Origin of the sequence: Bacteriovorax sp. BAL6_X (assembly GCF_000443995.1) — a bacterium.
Lineage (GTDB): Bacteria > Bdellovibrionota > Bacteriovoracia > Bacteriovoracales > Bacteriovoracaceae > Halobacteriovorax_A.
Window position 1 is genome coordinate 705,126 of the sequence record NZ_AUMC01000010.1, and the last position, 20,201, is coordinate 725,326.

Consider the following 20,201-nt stretch of genomic DNA (forward strand, 5'->3'; position numbering starts at 1 on the left):
AATACTTCCTATGCTATGAGATCATAATCTCGTTAAAGAGTGACTTGTCGTTATCTAAACTTCTAAAGAGTTTCGTTCTGAAAGTCCCTTTCTTACTAATAAGTTGTTCTGCCATTTTATCAATCGCAACAACCGTCAGAATTGTTTGAATATAAGCTTCGATTAGATCATCAGTACCAATACCAAGGGAGTTAAAATCTTTTTGGTCCATGAGCATCAGCCTTGATGTGTCAGAATCCCACTGGTTTTCACCTGTTTTCACTGATAGGTTGGTTCCTAGTACTTCCCAGCTATCTTCTGGGTAGCTCGCCTCAAGAGGCTTTCGCGCACGACGTGCATAAACAGCGCATGGCATGAAACCTTTTGGTGATGAGTAGACCATAAGTCTTAAGTCAGCAATATAAATATTTCCTTTCTTGTTTGGTACTGTTCCGATGTGAAAGAATTTACCATGCTCACTTGTGGAACTCCACTCATAGTGACCAATTAAGCTTTGGACAATGAATTGATCATATGGGTAGTCCATTTGCATAAAGGCATCAAGCTCATCTTGATTCGTAATTGTAAAAACACCTTGCCCTGCATTTGAGTAAGGAATTTTAATAACGGCCTTTCCGCCAAACTTTTGAACCCAAAGAGGAATTTCTAGTTTATTAACGTCTTTAATTGTCTCTGGCATATTGATCTTTAGGCCAGATTCAGCGATCTCTGAGTTATAGAGCTCGTAGGCCTTATTTGCTAAAAGCTTATTGCGTCCACCAGAAAGGCAAACGAGAGTTGAGTTAAAGATAAATGTTTTTGAAGTTGTTGGAATGCGATTCCATGGCTTTTGTGTAACATAACGAAATGCCGCTCTAATAGGAATTCTTTCTCCTGTCTCAAGAGTGATATGTAGAACACCATTTTCAAAATCCGCCATTTGTTCTTCACCATTAAAATGTGGAACTAGGTAAACATCTTCTCCAGTTAGATCTGCTAATGTTGAAGCATATCCAGATGTCTCCATGTAATTCTTATCATAGATTACGGCCAGTGCACCTGCTGGAAGCCTCTTCTTTCTCTTTTTAAGGGCCGGAAGAAAAGAGTTTTCAATTAAGTATTTAAATCCTCTATGTTCATCCGCATCGGTTCTTGGCGGCATTGATTTTTGGCCAGATGGACATGAATTTGTTTCAAGAACAACCATGCGTCTATTTCCTGCCTGTGTTGTAACATAGAATAAGTCTGATCCCCCCCAGAAGAAGTGCTTACACTCATATGAGAGAATCTCACGTAAAGTGTCTGTACAGATCTGCGGATTAAGATGGCTATATCTTTTAATAATTCTTTCGTGATCCAGATTAAAAAAGTGGCTCACAAGAGGGTGTAGTTGTGAATTTAGGGCCTTCGGATAAAAGTGATTTTCTTGTTCAAAATTATCAGGCTTAATAACTTCAATTCTTCTTTTCAAGTTCTCTCCAAATTGTATTTTTTAAAGCATCAGTTAATGGAAATATTATAATCTCAAACCCTTCTCATGTAGCGAATATTTTGTGATTTTTATTAAAATTTTAAGGCCTGAAAGCATTTTTTCACCATATGTTGATCATTTCATTCAGGAATTGTGTCGTTCGGCAATGCCTAATTTGTGAACGTCTGCCTTTTGGTTTTTTGGAATTTATGACATGTTGTTTTCTAACAAGTTAAGGGGAAAGGATGAAACTTCGTAAAGAACTACAGGGAGTAAAGCGCCTTGTTGTAAAGGTTGGAAGTAATGTTATTACAAAAGGAAATGGTAAGTTAGACACTAGGAAGGTGCGCAAAATTGTAGAGGATATCTGTGAACTGATTGATGCGGGGATTGAAGTTGTCCTTGTTAGCTCTGGTGCAGTAAGTGTTGGGAAGTCATTTCTTAAAGAACATTTACCAAGAAGAGGTCAGTTAGATCTTCAGCATTCAGCTAGTGCTGTTGGACAGCCAAAACTTTTAAACACATACTCTCGACTATTTGAAGAGAATCAAAAGATTTGTTCGCAAATTCTTCTAACACATGATGACTTTAGAAATAGAAAACGAAATCTACATGCTAAACAAAGCATTAATGTTCTCCTAAAGAATAATATTACACCGATCTTAAACGAGAATGACACAATCTCTTTTACTGAGATTGCACTAGGTGACAATGATCATTTGGCCGCACAGACAGCGCAAATGATTAATGCCGATGCTCTTCTTATGATTACTTCAACCAATGGCCTCTACGACAAGGATCCTGCTTATGATGATGCTAAGAGAATTGAGACAGTTCCTTTTGGAAGTGATGTATTGGAAGATGTGAATTATCAGGGAAAGACAGCAGTTGGTAAAGGTGGAATGGAGTCTAAGGTTCATGCCATTACTAAAATTACTCCTATTGGCATAAAGGCCATTATTAGTTCAATGGATAACGAGCGACTTATTTTAGATCCATTAACAAAGGAGCTCGGTACTTATTTTGCTCCTAAGAATGCTTATGATCCTGAAGAAAGAAAAGCATGGCTACTTTCGATGAAGAAGCCAAATTGTTATATCGAAGTTGATAGAGGTGCATTTGATGCCCTAAATGAGAGTAAATCGCTTCTTCCAAAAGGCATCGTTGATGTTTATGGCCAGTTCTATAAAGGCGACTGTGTTGATATTATTTGCGATGGTGAAGTTTTTGCTTCTGGTGTTTGTGAATATGGACATTGTGAAGTTGAACAAATCATGGGTCGTCACAGTGATGAAATTGAGGATCTAATTGGATTTAGAACATCAATTGAAGTGGTTCATACAATTAACTTAATTTTAGAAAAGGAAATAATCGATGAAAAAATTAGCTAGAACAGTAAGAAAAGCTTCAAAAGAACTTTTAAAATTAAATAAAGAAACTAAGGATCTAATCTTTGATGATTTAGTAAAGGCCTTAGACAAAAATCGTGAGCTTATCTTAGAAAAGAATCAACTTGATTTAGATGCTGCATTTAAAAATGATCTTTCGAAAGCAATGGTAGATCGTTTAAAGCTTAGTAACGATAGAATTGATGATATTATTTCAGGAGTTAAGACGATTAGGGATCAACCTGAAATTGTAGGCTCTTTCTATAATGAGTTTACAAATGATCTAGGTTTAAAGATCAAGCGCCAACGAGTCCCGTTAGGGGTTATTCTTATGATTTTTGAGAGTCGCCCTAATGTTGTTGTTGACTGTGCTGCACTTGCTCTAAAGTCTTCCAATGCCATTATTTTAAAAGGTGGAAAAGAAGCCAAACACTCAAATGAAGTACTTGGAAAAATCATTCAAGATGCAATCTCTAAATATGTGAATAAGAGTGTTGTTGAAGTGCTTGCATCAGACAACCGTGAAGTATTAAATGACCTACTAGATCTTAAGGATGATATCGATGTTGTTATCCCTCGTGGTGGTCACGGATTAATCAATCATGTTTTTGAAAATGCAAAAATGCCTGTGATTGCTCACTATCAAGGGCTTTGTCATATGTATATCGATAGTGAAGCGGATGTTGAAAAGGCCGTAACACTAGTTGAGAATGCAAAAACTCAAAGAACTGGGGTTTGTAACGCCATTGAAACGCTACTTATTCATAAGGATATTTTACCAAAGGTAAATGAAAAAATTTCTAAAAGGCTCCTCGCTAAAGGTTGTGAATTAAGAGTTGATGAAGAATTTGCAATGCAAACAAAGGGGACTTTTGTTAAGGCTACGCCAGAGGATTGGTCAACAGAATACCTAGATAATATTCTTTCAATTAAAACAGTTTCTTCCCTTGAGGAGGCCATTAACCATATTGATGAATACGGTAGTAATCACTCGGAGTGTATTATTTCAAATAATGAAGAGAATTGTCAGAAGTTCCTACAAAGTGTTGATGCAAGTTGTGTCATGGTGAATGCTTCTACTCGATTTAATGATGGTGGACAATTGGGACTTGGGGCTGAACTTGGAATTTCAACAACAAAGCTTCATGCCTACGGCCCAATGGGGGTTGAGCAAATGACGACTTCACGCTACGTCGTTGTTGGCGATGGGCAGATTAGATCTTAGTTAATACGATAGGAGAGTTATCATGAAGAAAATTGCCGTTATTGGTTGTGGAAATATGGCCGGTGCAGTTGTTCGTTCAATGTATAAGGGCCAAAAAATTAAAAACAAATACCTCACATATACCCCAAGTCGTACACGAGCAATTGAGCTTGCTAAAGAGGTAGAAGGTGAGGCCATTGTTGAGCTAAAAGAAGCAGTCGATGCAGACTACTTTTTAATTGGCTGTAAGCCACAACAATTTGAAGAACTTTCTAAAATGTTTAAGGATATTGACCTCTCAAATAAAGTTGTTATTTCGATCATGGCCGGAATCGACCAAGAAAGAATTAGCAATTTATTAGGCACCTCAAAAGTAATTAGGCTAATGCCTAGTCTGCCAATGGAGCACGGAGAAGGAATTTGCTTGTTAAGCACAACAGAGCAGGTTGAAGAAAGTGATATTGAGTTTTTAAAAGAGCACCTTAATGATAGCTCGATGATCTTAAATATGAAAACTGAAGAACTCTTTGACCAAGTGACTGTTGTTTCTGCTTCTGGGCCCGCATTTATTTATTATTTTATGAATGCACTAGAAGATTCACTTAAAGAGTGGGGCCTAGGAGCAATTGAATCACGAGCAATAACGAGTCAACTATTTAGAGGTAGCGCAAAGAGTGCTCTAATTAATTGTGAGACAGAACTTGATGAATTAATAGCTAAGGTCACATCTAAAAAAGGTGTCACAATTGAGGCCATAGATAGTTTTCGTCAAAATGGAATTGATGCTTTTGTAAAAATGGGAGTCGATAAAGCGATCGATCGCTCAAGTCAATTACGAAAGGGTTAGGGATAACCTAATTAGTAAATTAATCAATTCTTAATGAATATATAGAATGTTAAGGTAGTTAAATGAACAATAAGAAATCTGAAAAGTTAGTACAGTTAGTAAGTTATAGCGTCGTTGATAAGAAGCAGTCCCGCACATCTAAGGTACAAGAAAAGACTTCTATTTGTGAAGAGGGGCACGGTAAGGCGTTAAGAGAGTCATCTTTCCTTCGTCGAAGCCTAATTGAAGATGAAGAGAATTGCCTCTCTGTACTCTAAATAATAAGTTTTTAAATTAGTATTTTATTAATTAGCAAGAGCTATCTTGTTCGCAACCGCTTTGTGTTTTTTAGTGGAGGGATAGCTATGCCAAAAAAGGATTGTTAAATGATTGTTTACAGCTTCCTCTTTTTTTTGCTCCTCTTTGTATTGATTGGAGTTTCTTCGAGTTTAAAAAGTAAGAAAAATAATTCTGATTACCTGCTTGCAGGTCATAGTACTCCGCCTTGGTTAGCAGCTCTGTCTGCTGTTGCAACCAATAATAGTGGGTATATGTTCATCGGACTCATTGGATATACTTATATGAGTGGACTTCAATCATCATGGGTTATGATTGGTTGGATTGTTGGTGATATTGTCATGAGCTTCTTTGTTCATAAAAAGTTAAGACAAGTTACGGAAAAGGAAAGCCTTCTGAGTTTTGGAGGTGTTCTCTCGAGATGGCAAAGGGGTACAAGCTTTAAAAAGCTAAGACTTCTTGTTGGAGTTATTACAATTTTATTCTTAGGTGTTTATGCCGCTGCCCAGTTTAAGGCCGGCTCTAAGGCATTACACGTTTTATTTGGATGGGACTATAGTACTGGTGCAATCATTGGTGCTGTTATTGTATTTGCTTACTGCTTATCAGGTGGAATTAGAGCATCAATTTGGACCGACGCTGCCCAGTCATTTGTTATGATTATTGCAATGGGGATTTTGTTCTTTGTTGGGATTAATGAAGTTGGTGGTTATGATGCCTATGTAAGTAAACTAAGTGCTGTATCACCTGGTTTTCTAAGCTTTACTCCAACTGGACTAAGTGTTCCTGGAGGAACTGGGGTTTCTCTATTTATTCTTGGTTGGGTCTTTGCCGGACTTGGTGTCGTAGGTCAGCCTCATATTATGATCCGTTTTATGACAATTGATGATACTAAGAATATGAATAAAACTAGAATATATTACTATGCTTGGTTCATTGCATTCACAATTATGACTATTGGAGTAGGACTAACGGCAAGACTACTACTGCCAAACTCTGCAAACTTTGATGCCGAGCTAGCGCTACCACTAATGAGTCAAAAACTTCTTCCAGAGGTTCTAATTGGTGTTGTATTAGCGGGGATTTTTGCCGCAACAATGTCAACGGCCGACTCTCAAGTTCTAAGTTGTTCAGCAGCTTTTACAAGAGATATCTTGCCGAAAAAATCAGATAATATTTATCTAACAAAGCTTGCGACTGCTGGAACTACTATTATTGCTTTGGTTGTAGCCTTATACGGAAGTAAGAATGTGTTTGAGCTCGTCTTACTGTCGTGGTCAATACTAGCAGCTTGCTTCGGTCCATTAATTTTTATCTATGCAATTGGTAAGAAGGTATCTGAAATTACGGCCATGTCGATGGTTCTCATTGGTGGAATTGTTACTGTTGTTTGGATGAATCTTGGCTATGGCTCAACAATTTATGAGGTTGCACCTGGAATCTTGGCCGGATTAATTACATATTTCGTTCTATCACATACGCCATTAAACGATATCGTTCCTGGTAACAAGGTTGTAGACAATAGAATGAAGAACTCAAAGCTAATAAATGATGCCAATAACTAACTCCTTGGTAAGCTATTTATACCCGATTACCATTACCCTCCTATTTTTAGGGGGGTATTTTCTTGCACTTTTAAATATTAGAAGAGTGCAAAAGAGAAAGCTAAAGAATATTCGTAAGAGAGATATTAGTGATGCTGTTGAAACAGACTCACCAGTTGACGATCAAGAAAAAGAATTAAAGTCACATGGTGTTGAGGGGATTGAGGGCCGCTTCTCTTTTATGATGAGAGCTCTTCCTGTTCTCTTCTTTATTCTGTGGTCGCTCTTTGTGTCGATTCCTTATCTTGGAAAGATTCCAACAGTCTATGTTTCAATAATTGCAGCTATTGTTTCTGTTATTGCTGGTTTCTCCCTAAGGCCATTCTTAGAAAATCTCTTTGCGGGTGTGATCATCTCTTTCTTTAAATCAATTAAGATTGGAGACACTGTCACAATTGATGGCCACTACGGTCTTATTGAAGAGATTGGACTGACTTATTCAGTAATAAAGAAGTGGAATTGGGTAAGGCTCGTTATTCCAAACTCAAAGTTACTCCAAAAAGAAATACAAAATTTTACAATGAATGATCACTTTGTATGGACTCATATTGAGTTCTTTGTTGCGCCAGACTCTGATCTTAAGTTGGTTCGTGAAATTGCACATCGAGTAGCAAAGAAGTCTGACTATTTTTGTGATGTTGAAGAGCCAACAATGTGGGTTATGAAGCTGGATAAGGACGCCATTGAATGTTGGCTGGCGGCGTGGGCAGAAAACCCTAGTGATGCATGGGAGCTAAGAAATGATATGCGAACGCAACTCTATATTGAGTTACAAAGTGCACAGGTTGAATTTCATAAGCTCAATATTAAAAGTTAAATACGACAAGAGGTTGATATGATGAATTTAATAAATAAATTTTTTGAACAAGTTATAAAAATGATCCTTTTCATTTTAAATCAGTTTTTTCCACTTTCTTCCGAGTCTTAAGTACTTATAAGCCTTTAGGGCCGTTCGGTTTTTGCTAATTGGTGATTGACTTGTTAAGGTAAGGAGCAAAGTTAAATGAATCAAGGAATATACTTGGAAAAACTAAAAGATATCAATTGGAATCATCTCTATTGTTTTTATGAAGTGGCCAAAGTTCAATCTCTTAAAAAAGGTGCTGAAATCATCGGTACTTCTTCACCAACTCTTAGTGAACAACTTAAACGCCTTGAAAACAAATTCAATATGAAGCTTTTTAATCGTAGCTCTAAAGGGTTAAGCTTAACACCTGAGGGACTACAGCTATTTGAGAGAACAAAGGGAATCTTTGAAGAGGGTAGTAAACTACTTGAGCACTTCTCTGAAGATGTTGTCGGTGGCTACCCAGTCTCAATAGGGATTGAAGAGACGATCTCCTATGACCTTGCAACTGAGTTTGCTTCACAATATTGGGATCTTTATACAAAGTATGGAACAGTTAACACCATTCGGCAGGGCGATCACGACGTACTTGTGGATAATATACTTCACGGTAATATCGATTGGGGTATCTCTCTTAAGAAACCTAAGAGAAAGAGTTTGAATGTGGCGGAAATTGGCTCCTTTGAAATTGTCTTTTGCTGTTCTACGGAATTATATGACAAGTTTAGAGATGAGAAGGATTTGCTTGTGAATATTCCTTTTGCCGAAAGTAATTGGGATAAGAACCTTAATCGCATTATCTATCAACACCTCAGAAAGAATGGAGTGATTCCTAAAGAGAAGGTATATAGCGATCATATCGACTTTGTTCACAAACTCTGCTTACGTGGACGTTGTGTAATGTTCTTACCAAGGAACCCTCTTGAGGAGTATTTGGGTTTAAAAACTTTCCATTTGGGTGAACCAATTCGTATGTCTCTCTACGCAATTTGGAAAAAGTCTGATGAAGGACTAATCTCTATACGTAAGCTGCAAGAACTCTTTCAGTCAAAGCTGTCAAATGTGCCGGATCGTTACGAAGATGTGGATTTACAGATTGAAGTTTCTGATGTTTCCGATGACTTACTCAATTAGATTCGGAAAATGCTAATTTAACTTAGAGTGTGTTTAAAATCATACAATTTCCCGTAGAATTTTCGTATGAAAAAAATTAACTCTCTAAATTCAATTAAGTACTTATCAGTTATAACACTTTCAATAACACTTCTCTCATGTGCTTCACCTGAGAAGGAGAGCGTTGGTCAGGCTCCTGCTGGTAGCAACACCATTTCATATCAAGATGAAGACAGTATTAAGCATGAAATGGAACTCTATCAAAATGAGCGAGTTCAAAAATGGATTAATTACTTTGCTGTAAAAGACCGTGTTCGTTTTGAGCAATTCATTAAAAAAGGAATGTATTACAAAGAGGTAATACAAACAGTTCTTGAAGAGGAAGAACTCCCTTATCAACTTTATTATCTTCCGTTAATTGAAAGTGGTTATAATAAAACCGCCCTTTCACACGCTGGTGCTGTAGGTCCTTGGCAATTTATTAAGGCGACAGGAAAGCGTTATGGCCTAGCTGTTAATCGAGTCGTCGATGAAAGACGAGATCCTGTCCATAGTACCGAAGCCGCAACAAAGTATTTGAAAGATCTCTATACAGTTTTTAACTCGTGGGAGCTTGCTATTGCTGCCTATAATTGTGGTGAGCTTAGAGTTTTACGTGCCATTATGAAGGGGAGAACGCGTGACTTCTGGGAGCTTGCCGATCGTAAACTACTACCTAGAGAGACAAGAAATTATGTTCCTAAGTTCTTGGCAGCGGCCTATGTCGGAGAAAACTTAGCAAAGTTTGGCTTTGATGAAGCGGTTATTGCGGAGTCTCCAACCTATCCTGATTTAAAGTTAGTGGAAGTGCCTGGTGGAGTTCATATTAAGGATGTTGCAAAATATTTTAATATTGAGAGAGATGAAATTGAAAAAATTAATCCTGCTCTAAAGTATAAACGAACACCAAATTGGATTAAGCAGTATGCTATTTGGCTTCCACGAAAAGATTATCAAAATATTGAAGAGATACAAAATAAGCTAGCTAGTAATCGTCAGTGGGGAAAACTCAATTCATTTCCAAATCACTACCGTGTGAGGAGAGGAGATTCATTAACAAAAATTTCTCGTCGCTACAAAGTTTCACTTAATCGTCTAAAGCGTATTAATAATTTAAAAAGTAGTCGTATTTATCCAGGTCAAAGACTGGCCTTGAGAGCTAATGAGTACAAAAGTGTTATTGGAAAGAAGTTCTACTTTGTTAAAAAGAATGATTTCCTTGGACGAGTTGCAAGACGCTATGGCCTAAGTGTTTCTTACTTACGAAGGCTAAATGGAATACATGGTAATAATATATACATTGGTCAAAAGCTTGATGTAACTAAGGGAGTGAGAGTTTTTCACTATCGTGTTAAGAAAGGGGATAACCTAACACGCATCGCCAAACTCTATAATACAACGACTATTCAAATTAGAAAGCGAAACTCATTAAGATCTAGTAATCTCTATATTGGACAGATGTTAAGTATCTAAATAGATTGTTTTATTAAAAAAAAACAAGACATTTTTTAATTAGTCTTGTTAGTATTGATCTAATGCAGAGATTCTTTAGATTTATATTTGCGGTAACTTTTCTTGTAAGCTTCCTTACAGTAAGTCTGCATTTTCATGAAAATGAGCATGAGTCAAATAAGCTCGATCAAGTATGTCATATCTGCATTAAAGTTTCTCAGTTCAAATACGATTCTGCTAACTCTGACTTATCACATGGCCTTGAAGCGAGCTTTCTCTTTCTAATAACAGAAAGCTATCAGACATCACTTGGTCACACTTATAAATCATTATATATACAAGCTGCTCCTCGTGGGCCTCCAGCTCATTGTTAATCTAATTATATTCACTTTTTATTCTTTAAATTTAATTAATTAATTTTCAATGAGGTTTATTTTGAAAAACTTATTTTATATTTCTGCTTTATTATTAAGCTCTAATACTTTTGCACAATCCCTATCTGATAACTCTAGAGGAAATGGCTTTAACCCAGCAATTGGCCTAAACGCTCTGACAATTTATAAGAACTCTTCTCGTGATAATGATCACGATGGTTTTTCTCTACAGGAGGCGGAGCTGCAATTTAGCGCAGATGTAGATGCCTATTTTAGAGCGGAAGCTACATTTGCAGTACATAAGGAGCACCATGAAGAGGGTGGAGAGGAAGAGCACGGTTATGCATTTGAGCCGGAGGAAGTATTTGCTGAAACAATCTCAATCCCTGATGTTACAGTAAAGCTTGGGAAGTTCTACGCTCAGTTTGGTAAGTACAATATGGTGCATACACATGCTCAACCATTTATCTATCGTAGTCTCGTTCAAGAATATATGTTTGGTGAAGAGGGACTAAATGAAGTTGGTATTGGCGTTTCGTACTTAGCACCTCTACCTTGGTATTCAGATTTAACCGTTCAATTCCTTCAGCCAACAAATGAAGAATTATTTGTTGAGGACCCACACTCAATTGCAACAGTGGCGAATTTAAAGAACCTTTGGGACTTATCTGAATCACTAACTCTTGAATGGGGACTCTCTGGTCTATATTTTAAACAACAGGCCGAAAAGTCGACAGTATTAGGAACTGACTTAACTCTAAAGTGGCGCCCAGTTAAAAAGGGTAAGTATTCATCATTTGTTTGGTCTACTGAGTTTATTCATAAAGATGTTCAGGGAACGAATGAAGTGAAAAACGGTGGTTACTCGACATTCTTACGTTATCAATTTGCACCACGATGGTTTACTCAAGCACAATATGAATTTCTTGGTGTGGCAAAAGACGAATCAATTGCTGATCAAAACGCGTATACAGCACTTTTAGCATTTGTACCAACTGAGTTTTCCGCTGTTAGAATGCAGTATGATGAAATTCACGATGGTGAAGATCGTCCTGAGAAAAGACTAAGTCTTCAACTGAGCTTTAGTATTGGTGCTCATCCAGCACACCAGTACTAGGTCGCTGAAATGAAGACATTTCTAATAGGGTTGTTATTTGTTCTAAGTATGAGCTCCTATGCTCAATTGAATATTGTAACAACGACGACAAACCTTGCCGATATCGCAAAGAAAATTGGTGGAGAGAGTGTTAATGTACACTCTCTCGCTAAAGGTACTCAAGACCCGCACTTTCTTGAGGCCAAGCCTAGCTATACATTTAAAGTTGCACGTGCTGATCTATTAATTAGTATTGGAGCAGGCCTTGAAGTTGGCTGGCTGCCTCTTGTTGTAAGAGGAAGTCGTAATCCAAAGCTTAGAGCTGGAAAAGATGGAAGACTGGAGGCCTATACACTTGTATCACTTACTGATGAAGTTAAAGGTAAGCTTACTCGTGCACACGGTGATGTTCACCCCGAAGGGAATCCGCACTTTATGCTCTCTCCAAGTAAGGCCCTTAAAGTTGCTCAGGGCGTGCGCGATCGACTAATTAAGCTTGATAGTAAGAATAAACAAAACTATGAGTCTAATTACAAAGCGTATGAAAAACGTACTCAAGAGGTGATTAAAGAGCTAAGAGCAAGAATAAAGAAAGGTGTTAAGATTATTACTTATCATCGTACACTTACTTATTTCTTAGATGAGTTTGATATTCATGTACAAAATGTTCTCGAGCCTAAGCCTGGAATACCTCCTACGGCGTCTCATATAATCAGTGTTATTAAAGAGATGAAGAAGGAAGGGATTCGTCACATCTTGGTGGAAAATTACTTTGATGATGTAGTGGCAAAAAGAATTCGTACAACGATCAAAGATGTAAAGATTAGAAATGTTCCTGTTGCTGTCGATGGAAGTGCTGAGGCACGAGACATATTCTCTCTTTATAATATTCTCGCAAAAGCACTGGAGGATTAGTGGAAGTAATTTCTTTTTTAGCTGCACCATTTGTCATGTGTTTAATTTTAGTTGGGATTCACTGCTATTTAGGCCTTCATGTTCTTAGAAGAGGGGTGATCTTTGTCGATCTCTCTCTCGCTCAAGTTGCAAGCCTTGGCTCAACTGTGGCATTACTCCTTCACCTTGATCATCATAGTGGGCCAAGCTATTTTATTTCACTAGGGTTCACTTTTGTTGCCGCAGCGTACTTTGCTTGGGCCAAGAAGTTTGAAAAGTATATTTCTCAGGAAGTCCTAATAGCCTTAGTTTATGCTTTCGCTTCTTCTGCTGTCATACTTGTCGTAAATATGATGGCACATGGTGCAGAACATATTAAAGAAATACTTATTGGAAAAATACTATGGGTAACTTGGGCAGATGTTGTTAAAACCGGTGTTATCTATAGTATTGTTGCTACAATTCACTATGTATTCAGAAAACAGATTCTTAGGTCGACGATCGATAAAAATAATCAGTCTGCTTTTTGGGACTTTATTTTCTTTTCTCTATTTGGTGTTGTTATTACATCATCTGTTGGTATAGCAGGAATATTACTCGTATTTTCATTCTTAGTCGTACCGGCCCTGATTAGTACTTTACTCTCTCAGAGCATTAGGTCTCAACTCTTTATTGGTTGGGGAATTGGGGTAGTTTTAAGTTTGTTGGGAATGGCATTGAGTTATTTCTACGATCTTCCTGCTGGTGCAATTATTGTGGTAGTCTTTACGATTGTCCCAATAATATTACTACCAGTCTTAGTCAGAATAAAAATGGGTCGCTCTTCGTAAAGTGCGGCCTTTTTTGATTCGCTTAGTTTAGGATAAGCTAATTCCTAATATAATAAAAAAGTGGAATAAGATGTTTAAATATCAATTTTAAAATCTTTACTTATTTTAAATTCTCAAATCTCGTTGTATTGGCGATAACTTTCCTATTGTTAATTTAGTTCCCGGCAACTGATTGTCGGATTTGGAAAAATAGGGAAGAATATGAATACAGAGCAAACAGGTAAAGTTAAATTTTTTAATGAAACAAAAGGTTTTGGGTTTATTAAACCAGATAGTGGAGAAGGTGATTTATTTGTCCATATATCTGCTATCGAAAGTGGCAATAAGTTAAATAATAACGATAAAGTAACTTATATGCTTGGGGAAGGTAAGCGTGGGCCTTGTGCAACTCAAGTTAAAAAAGCTTAATTTTTGAGAGGGACATTTATTGTCCCTCTACTACCTTACATGACCAATCAAAAGAATGAACTCCGTATTGTGGAATTCTAACGAATGCCCAAATATTTCCACCAATTCCACCAACGACATGATCAAGTCTGATCCTAAAACTTCCGGTGGTGAATGATTCAACTTTCGCATCGTATTTTGGAATATAGTTAACTTTCTTACGGAAAGAAAACTCTTTGTTTTGGTTTATATCTTCTACAAATACCTCAATTTCATGAAAGAGTGGGCCACGTCCATATTGGGATTGATGAATAATAGCATCTGTTACAATAGAGCTCTCATCGTAGTTTACACAGTGATATAGTGGTTGTGACTTTACTCCGAACTTTGCAAATGATGCAGTTGAAATAAGCATTAAAATAAATAGCTTAGCACTTCTCATTACTACTCCTTTAGTCATTACTTTATTTTACTTCATAGCTAAATTTAAGGGAATTTAACTTAGCTAAGTTTTTGTTAATTCCGAATCGTACTGATAGAAGGAGTCTTCATGGAGTTTCTAGAAATTGTACTGTTAATAATTGCCGGTTTCCTCGTTTGGAAAAGGCCGCAAAACCAGAAACAAGCAGAAAAGTTTCTCTATAGCGCTACTTTTTTAATGTTTTTTATTTGGTTTGTTGCCACTAAATCGATGTTACTCCCACCGGGGAATTACTGAGATGCCTATGACTGATAAATCAGAGCGTTTTTACAATGTCGTTGCCTTAGCATCAATGACTTTAATCATCTTACCAGTTGGGATTGCCTGTGTAATCTTAGGATTTGGTTTCGGTGATAACCCTTGTATTCTATGCTGGCAGGAGAGGGCCGCACTTATGTTTGTTACATTAACGACTCTCTTTATCATGCGTTATGGGCTCAGACCAAAGTATCTAGGCCTATTAATTTTTTATTCGACTATTGGCATTTTTATGGCCCTTAGGCATACGGGAGGTCATTTCTTACGGGATATAGGACAAGGCTTTGCTCTTGAGATCTTTGGATTACATACCTATACGTGGGGAGTTATTATTTTTTGGTCAATTCTTCTCATCCTCTCTATCGTTCTTTTTTTTCTTGGAAGTAATCTTATCGATAATGAAGACGGCGAAGTTCGCTATCTTAGTAAGTTTCAATCGCTGGCCTTTGTCTCTTTCTTTGTGATTTTATTTTTTAATTCTATTCAAGCATTTACTCAGGTCGGGCCACCTCCTTTTATTGGACATAGTGACCCTGTGAGGTTTTCTTGGACGCCAAAGGGGTGGAATTGGTCGACTAAGAATTGGTCTGGCCTTCTTAAACCTTTCAGTCTCAGAGGAAATTACTCAATCGAAAAGCCTTATTTTAAACATGATGTGAGAAGAAAAATTGCTATGTTTCAAAGTGGGGATACTTTAGTAAAGGTTAAGGATATCACACTTCCTAGTCGTATTAGGGGGGAGGTTAGAGATATCGATTATCATACTGAATCTAAGATATTTGCCCTTGTGACGGATCAGTACTACCTTTATCTATTAGATGAGAAATTAGAGAGTATTCTCTATTACGTGAGAATTGATCCACTTTATAGTATTGATATTAAATCTCTTGTGGGTGTTAGCTTTATCAGTCCAAGAAGAATAATGGTCATAGGTTTTAATAAATCTTTTGTCATTATTCGAATAAATGACAGGGCAAAGATTGTCGATCAGTATGCGGGATTTTTAGAAGGTAGTAATGGCATTGAGGAAAAGATTCGAGGTAATTTATCGAGTGTTCGTTCAAAGTATGCTTATATTAGATGTCTTGCCTATGATAAAAAAACTCAAGAGTTAGTAATCCTCTCAATTCCAAATGAGAAAAATAATCGAGTTATTGCCACTAGATTTTCAACAACCGATTTTCTTTTAAATAGTGAGAGAGAGATCTTTATTGATGATAATGACTTAGGTCCAGTAATCTCAAGTCTTAAGCTTATCGATTCTATTTTATTCGGATTAGAACCCAATAGTAATGAAATACTAATTCTTGATAATGAGTCTGCAGCTTTTTCTGGTGCAATAAAATTACCAAAAGGAAACTTTCAGGCACTTGCCGTTTATAAAAAAGATCAATTCGTTCTAGTTGAAGGAAGGATAGCAACCTTCTTTTCAAAATAGTCCTTATTGATTGCTTTTGATTCTTTGGCATGGACTATGTGTGTTAATTCTTATATTGTTAGGCCTGTGAAACAGTCTTTTTTTCAACTTACATTCAATGATCTACAGCAGTTGCTGGAACAAAACAGTCTTAATGCCTCGGCCGCGAATCTTCTTTATAATTGGTATTATAAAAGAAAAAATAAATATAGTAATTCCATTACTGATATTGCCAAGGGAACTCTATCTTTTATCGATGAGGTTTTTAGTTTTGATTTACCTGAGGCCGTAAAAATTCAGCAGGCCGAAGATAAAACTGTAAAGTTTCTATTTAAATTATCAGATGGTTCTAAAGTTGAAAGTGTTTTAATTCCATTTAATAAGAAATATTCAATCTGCCTTTCTTCACAAGTGGGCTGTGCTATGAAGTGCTCTTTTTGCTTTACTGGAACACAGGGGCTTAAAAGAAATCTTTCAGCATCAGAGATTATTGGGCAGTTCTTAAGTGCCTGGCATTGGCTAAGAGAGAATCGTCCGGGCGAAGAGAGGATTCTTAATATTGTTTTTATGGGACAAGGTGAGCCACTTCATAATTTTGACGAAGTTAAGAAGGCCTGTGAGATTTTTACATCTCAATATGGAACCTCTATAGGCCATCAAAAAATTACGATATCGACAAGTGGCTATATTCCAGGATTGAAAAGATGGAAGGATGAAATTCCTGGTGTTAATCTTGCCTTATCTCTGCATTCTCCATTTGATGAAACTCGAAATGAGTTAATACCAATCAATAGAAAGTACCCATTAGAAGAAGTTCTCGACTATATCGATGGGATACCTCTTCGTAATAAACAATTTGTGACTTACGAATACCTGATTATTAAGGACTTAAATGATCGCCAAGAAGATGCTCTGGCCCTTGGGCAACTTCTTAAGGATCGACGAGCATTAATTAACCTTATACCATTTAATGAATTCCCCGGAACACAGTATAAGAGGCCAGATTTAGAAAGGGTCAATCAATTCAAGCTCCTTTTAGAAGAGTATAAGATACCAACAATGGTGCGTACTACTAAGGGTGACGATGTTCTTGCTGCCTGTGGCCAGCTTAATACGAAATGATCTATAAGTAGTACATCTCGATCAGGTAAATGGTCTTTTAATCGATCCGTTTGTTCGCTATTCTGTTTCTATATTAATCAAACAAAGGTTTAATTATGGGACGTTTAGTCGATGGAAAGTGGATTAATTCTTCAGTCATTACTAGTGACGAAAGTGGAGCCTATGATCGTGTGCCTCGATCATTTAGAGAGATAGTAAGTAACAACCATCCAAAGTACCAACCTGAAAGTGGACGCTACCACCTCTATGTCAGCTATGCGTGCCCGTGGGCACACCGCACGCTTATCTACCGTAAGTTAAAGTCACTTGAATCTCATATTGGAGTCAGCGTTGTCTCTCCTGACATGCTAGAGATGGGTTGGAGTTTTGATAAGTCTTTTGAGGGGGCAACTGGTGATGAGTTATATGGCCTAAGTTATTTACAAGAACTCTATTTAAAGGCCGACCCTAAAGTGAATACAACTGTAACAGTACCTGTACTGTGGGATAAGAAAACCCAAACGATTGTTAATAATGAGTCGTCTGAAATAATTCGAATATTTAACTCTGAATTTAATAAGCTAACGGGAAATGAGGAGGACTTTTATCCCGATGAATTAGCGGCCAAGATCGACGAATTAAACGACTTTATTTATCCCTCTATCAATAATGGTGTTTACCGAAGTGGTTTTGCGAAAACTCAAGAAGCTTATGAAAAAGCAGTCATAAAATTATTTTCATCTCTTGATCATCTCGAGCAAATACTTGAAGGTCAAAAATACTTATTAGGGGACAAGTTAACAGAGGCCGACTTAAGACTTATTCCTACTTTACTAAGATTTGATTGTGTCTATGTAACACATTTTAAATGCAATCTTAGACGAATTAAAGACTACAAAAACCTATCTCGCTATGTAAGAGATATGTACTCAATTGATGCAATTAAAGAGACGACAAATATTGATCATATCAAAAGACACTACTTCTATAGCCATGGTGATTTGAATCCATGTCGTATTGTTGCCTTAGGGCCGAGTGAAATCTTTTAAGGATAATTATATGAAACAAAAAGTAATCAAATATATTTTAAACCCACCGCAAAAGCATTGGGTTGGAAACGGCTTTCATGTGCATACGATGTTTCATCCTGGTTATGATATCTATTATTATACGACTCCATTTCTCATGATGGATTTTGCAGCTCCGAAGAAATTTTCTTCAACACGCTCAAAGAGAGGGGTGGGAGAGCATCCTCATCGCGGCTTTGAGACAGTCACTTTTGCCTTTGAAGGTGAAATTGAGCATCGAGACTCAGCTGGTGGAGGTGGGATAATAGGAAGTGGTGATGTGCAATGGATGACGGCCGCAAGTGGTGTTGTTCATGAGGAGTTTCATTCTCCAAAATTTGCTCAGATAGGTGGTGTATTTGAAATGGTGCAAATATGGGTTAACCTTCCACAGAAAGACAAGATGACTGCTCCTCGTTATCAAGGCATTAAAAATGAAAAGTTTCCAATTATTAATCCAAATAAAGATGTTGAGCTAAAATTAGTTTCAGGAAAATATGATGGAAAAATAGGGCCTTGTCAGAGCTTCACGCCAATAAATATTATTCAAACAAAAATGCAAAAGAATTCTAACTTCTTACTTTCATTAGATGATAAAACAAACTTACTTGTTCTTATTCGTAAAGGAAGTGTTGCAGTAAATGGTAATCAAGTTAACGAACATCAATTAGTGATCTTTGAAAGGGATGGCCAAGAGGTTGAGTTATCAAGTAATGTAGGCGCAGAGCTTTTGATCTTAAATGGTGAGCCTATTGATGAGCCAGTCTTTTCACATGGGCCTTTTGTGATGAATACAAGAGAAGAGATCGTAGAAGCTTTTGAAGATTATCAATCAGGAAAAATGGGACATTTAAAGTAGTGGATTTATCAGTAGAAGAAGTTGAAAAGAAAATAGGACGTCGTGAATTTATAACTCTAATGGCGGCCCTCATGTCATTTGCTGCATTATCCATTGATGCAATGTTGCCGGCACTTAACCTTATCGGTCAAAGCCTAGGTGTGCAAAATCCTAACGATAACCAAATGATTATCTCCTTCATTTTCCTCGGAATGGGAGTTGGACAACTTTTCTTTGGTCCAATCTCTGATGCTATTGGAAGAAAGCCTGCCATGTATATTGGTATTGCTATTTTCTTTATTGGTGGACTCATTTCTTTAAACGCACATTCTTTTTCTATGATGTTAGTTGGCCGATTCACACAGGGGCTTGGTGCCGCATCGGCAAAAATTATTTCGACAGCAATGGTTAGAGATCGTTTTAGTGGAAAACTTATGGCCAAGACCATGTCTTTGATTATGATCATCTTTGTCCTTGTGCCAGCTCTTGCTCCAACTATTGGCCAAGTTATTCTAAGTTTTGGGGGATGGCGTGATATCTTTCTTATTATGCTTGTCATTGCTGTGGTTTGCCTTACTTGGTTTACGCTAAGACAAGAAGAGACACTACATGAAGAATATCGTAGACCCCTGTCGTATAAGAAAATTAAGGATGCTGCCTTTGAAACTTTAAGTCATCCTATTACAATTAGTTACACTCTTGCTTCCGGATTAGTCTTTGGGGCATTCATTGGTTACTTAAATACTTCTCAGCAAATTCTACAAATTAAGTATGGATTAGGAGAAGACTTTCCTCTTGCCTTTGGTGTTCTTGCTTCATTTATTGGATTGTCATCATTTTTAAACTCTAGACTCGTTGAAGAGTTTGGTATGAAGAAGCTATGTCGATTGGCGTTGACGACAATTTCATTAATCGCAATTACATTCAATATCATTTTAATCTTCACTGGAGGACTTCCTCCTTTCTTTCTATTTTATGGCTTCTTACTTTTAAGTCTTTTTAGCTTTGGCCTTCTCTTTGGAAACTTTATTGCACTCGCATTAGAGCCAATGGGCCATATTGCTGGAACCGCTAACTCTGTTGTTAGCTCAGTTCAGATTATTATTTCTGCGACGATTGGTGGACTAATTGGCCAAATGTACAGTGGAGATGTGACACCAATTGCGTTGGGCTTTTTAATTTGTAGTACTCTTTCTTTATTTATCGTCCTTAAAGTAAAATAAATAGACGAATTCGGT

At 37.1% G+C, this 20,201-nt stretch carries 20 protein-coding genes; 18 read left to right on the top strand and 2 right to left on the bottom strand.

Annotated elements, in window-relative coordinates; all coding sequences use genetic code 11:
* Positions 1–13: 13 nt before the first annotated feature.
* A complete protein-coding gene (locus M902_RS14040) occupies positions 14–1,450 on the bottom strand; it encodes a hypothetical protein (protein WP_021268400.1) in 1,437 nt (478 codons plus the stop codon).
* A gap of 245 nt (positions 1,451–1,695) precedes the next feature.
* Between M902_RS14040 and proB the strand changes: the two genes are divergently transcribed.
* The 13 genes from proB to M902_RS14105 all read left to right on the top strand — a co-directional run bounded on the left by proB (position 1,696) and on the right by M902_RS14105 (position 13,822).
* Positions 1,696–2,841, top strand: coding sequence for a glutamate 5-kinase (gene proB, locus M902_RS14045; protein WP_021267777.1), 1,146 nt, complete (start codon positions 1,696–1,698; stop codon positions 2,839–2,841).
* On the top strand, positions 2,825–4,063 hold the full coding sequence (locus tag M902_RS14050) for a glutamate-5-semialdehyde dehydrogenase (protein ID WP_021268150.1): 1,239 nt from the start codon (positions 2,825–2,827) through the stop codon (positions 4,061–4,063). Before proB ends, M902_RS14050 begins: the two co-directional genes overlap by 17 nt.
* 22 nt (positions 4,064–4,085) lie before the next feature.
* Positions 4,086–4,889, top strand: a complete 804-nt coding sequence (locus M902_RS14055; protein ID WP_021268328.1) for a pyrroline-5-carboxylate reductase — start codon at positions 4,086–4,088, stop codon at positions 4,887–4,889.
* 62 nt (positions 4,890–4,951) lie between these two features.
* A complete protein-coding gene (locus M902_RS14060) occupies positions 4,952–5,146 on the top strand; it encodes a hypothetical protein (protein ID WP_021268485.1) in 195 nt (64 codons plus the stop codon).
* A gap of 108 nt (positions 5,147–5,254) precedes the next feature.
* Positions 5,255–6,730, top strand: coding sequence for a sodium/proline symporter (locus M902_RS14065; protein WP_021268521.1), 1,476 nt, complete (start codon positions 5,255–5,257; stop codon positions 6,728–6,730).
* A gap of 85 nt (positions 6,731–6,815) precedes the next feature.
* The gene (locus M902_RS14070) at positions 6,816–7,586 is read left to right on the top strand and encodes a mechanosensitive ion channel family protein (RefSeq protein WP_021268631.1); all 771 of its coding nucleotides are present in this window, start codon (positions 6,816–6,818) and stop codon (positions 7,584–7,586) included.
* 186 nt (positions 7,587–7,772) lie between these two features.
* Positions 7,773–8,750 (top strand): LysR family transcriptional regulator, encoded by a 978-nt coding sequence (locus M902_RS14075; protein WP_021268195.1) that lies wholly within the window; start codon positions 7,773–7,775, stop codon positions 8,748–8,750.
* A gap of 66 nt (positions 8,751–8,816) precedes the next feature.
* Positions 8,817–10,241, top strand: coding sequence for a lytic transglycosylase domain-containing protein (locus M902_RS14080; RefSeq protein WP_021268184.1), 1,425 nt, complete (start codon positions 8,817–8,819; stop codon positions 10,239–10,241).
* Positions 10,242–10,303: 62 nt separating this feature from the next.
* Positions 10,304–10,594, top strand: a complete 291-nt coding sequence (locus M902_RS14085; protein ID WP_040314873.1) for a hypothetical protein — start codon at positions 10,304–10,306, stop codon at positions 10,592–10,594.
* Between the two features lie 61 nt (positions 10,595–10,655).
* The gene (locus M902_RS14090) at positions 10,656–11,711 is read left to right on the top strand and encodes a hypothetical protein (protein ID WP_021268355.1); all 1,056 of its coding nucleotides are present in this window, start codon (positions 10,656–10,658) and stop codon (positions 11,709–11,711) included.
* Positions 11,712–11,720: 9 nt separating this feature from the next.
* Positions 11,721–12,605, top strand: coding sequence for a metal ABC transporter substrate-binding protein (locus M902_RS14095; protein WP_021268420.1), 885 nt, complete (start codon positions 11,721–11,723; stop codon positions 12,603–12,605).
* A complete protein-coding gene (locus M902_RS14100) occupies positions 12,605–13,414 on the top strand; it encodes a metal ABC transporter permease (protein ID WP_021267999.1) in 810 nt (269 codons plus the stop codon). Before M902_RS14095 ends, M902_RS14100 begins: the two co-directional genes overlap by 1 nt.
* A gap of 201 nt (positions 13,415–13,615) precedes the next feature.
* Positions 13,616–13,822 (top strand): cold-shock protein, encoded by a 207-nt coding sequence (locus M902_RS14105; protein WP_021268123.1) that lies wholly within the window; start codon positions 13,616–13,618, stop codon positions 13,820–13,822.
* 16 nt (positions 13,823–13,838) lie between these two features.
* Here M902_RS14105 and M902_RS14110 read toward each other — a convergent pair whose 3' ends face one another.
* On the bottom strand, positions 13,839–14,261 hold the full coding sequence (locus tag M902_RS14110; protein ID WP_156979892.1) for a hypothetical protein: 423 nt from the start codon (positions 14,259–14,261) through the stop codon (positions 13,839–13,841).
* Between the two features lie 265 nt (positions 14,262–14,526).
* On the opposite strand from M902_RS14110, the gene M902_RS14115 reads away from it, so the two are divergent.
* The 5 genes from M902_RS14115 (at position 14,527) to M902_RS14135 (ending at position 20,186) form a co-directional block, all read left to right on the top strand.
* Positions 14,527–15,978, top strand: a complete 1,452-nt coding sequence (locus M902_RS14115; protein WP_198011910.1) for a disulfide bond formation protein B — start codon at positions 14,527–14,529, stop codon at positions 15,976–15,978.
* A 66-nt stretch (positions 15,979–16,044) separates the two neighbouring features.
* Positions 16,045–17,079 (top strand): 23S rRNA (adenine(2503)-C(2))-methyltransferase RlmN, encoded by a 1,035-nt coding sequence (gene rlmN / locus M902_RS14120; RefSeq protein ID WP_040315132.1) that lies wholly within the window; start codon positions 16,045–16,047, stop codon positions 17,077–17,079.
* 95 nt (positions 17,080–17,174) lie between these two features.
* Positions 17,175–18,107 (top strand): glutathione S-transferase family protein, encoded by a 933-nt coding sequence (locus tag M902_RS14125; RefSeq protein WP_021268672.1) that lies wholly within the window; start codon positions 17,175–17,177, stop codon positions 18,105–18,107.
* Positions 18,108–18,117: 10 nt separating this feature from the next.
* Complete coding sequence (locus M902_RS14130) at positions 18,118–18,984, top strand: pirin family protein (RefSeq protein WP_021268067.1); 867 nt, start codon at positions 18,118–18,120, stop codon at positions 18,982–18,984.
* Positions 18,984–20,186 carry a multidrug effflux MFS transporter gene (locus tag M902_RS14135; RefSeq protein WP_021268218.1) on the top strand — a complete coding sequence of 401 codons (1,203 nt, stop codon included), beginning with the start codon at positions 18,984–18,986 and terminating at the stop codon, positions 20,184–20,186. Before M902_RS14130 ends, M902_RS14135 begins: the two co-directional genes overlap by 1 nt.
* Positions 20,187–20,201: the final 15 nt, after the last annotated feature.

What these genes read in the sequence shown, in the direction of transcription:
- M902_RS14130 (WP_021268067.1), top strand. Translation starts at nt 18,118, where the DNA reads ATGAAACAAAAAGTAATCAAATATATTTTAAACCCACCGCAAAAGCAT.
- proB (WP_021267777.1), top strand. Translation starts at nt 1,696, where the DNA reads ATGAAACTTCGTAAAGAACTACAGGGAGTAAAGCGCCTTGTTGTAAAG.
- M902_RS14065 (WP_021268521.1), top strand. Translation starts at nt 5,255, where the DNA reads ATGATTGTTTACAGCTTCCTCTTTTTTTTGCTCCTCTTTGTATTGATT.
- M902_RS14050 (WP_021268150.1), top strand. Translation starts at nt 2,825, where the DNA reads ATGAAAAAATTAGCTAGAACAGTAAGAAAAGCTTCAAAAGAACTTTTA.
- M902_RS14115 (WP_198011910.1), top strand. Translation starts at nt 14,527, where the DNA reads ATGACTGATAAATCAGAGCGTTTTTACAATGTCGTTGCCTTAGCATCA.
- M902_RS14105 (WP_021268123.1), top strand. Translation starts at nt 13,616, where the DNA reads ATGAATACAGAGCAAACAGGTAAAGTTAAATTTTTTAATGAAACAAAA.
- M902_RS14095 (WP_021268420.1), top strand. Translation starts at nt 11,721, where the DNA reads ATGAAGACATTTCTAATAGGGTTGTTATTTGTTCTAAGTATGAGCTCC.
- M902_RS14085 (WP_040314873.1), top strand. Translation starts at nt 10,304, where the DNA reads ATGCAGAGATTCTTTAGATTTATATTTGCGGTAACTTTTCTTGTAAGC.
- M902_RS14125 (WP_021268672.1), top strand. Translation starts at nt 17,175, where the DNA reads ATGGGACGTTTAGTCGATGGAAAGTGGATTAATTCTTCAGTCATTACT.
- M902_RS14075 (WP_021268195.1), top strand. Translation starts at nt 7,773, where the DNA reads ATGAATCAAGGAATATACTTGGAAAAACTAAAAGATATCAATTGGAAT.
- M902_RS14060 (WP_021268485.1), top strand. Translation starts at nt 4,952, where the DNA reads ATGAACAATAAGAAATCTGAAAAGTTAGTACAGTTAGTAAGTTATAGC.
- M902_RS14110 (WP_156979892.1), bottom strand. Translation starts at nt 14,261, where the DNA reads ATGACTAAAGGAGTAGTAATGAGAAGTGCTAAGCTATTTATTTTAATG.
- M902_RS14080 (WP_021268184.1), top strand. Translation starts at nt 8,817, where the DNA reads ATGAAAAAAATTAACTCTCTAAATTCAATTAAGTACTTATCAGTTATA.
- M902_RS14055 (WP_021268328.1), top strand. Translation starts at nt 4,086, where the DNA reads ATGAAGAAAATTGCCGTTATTGGTTGTGGAAATATGGCCGGTGCAGTT.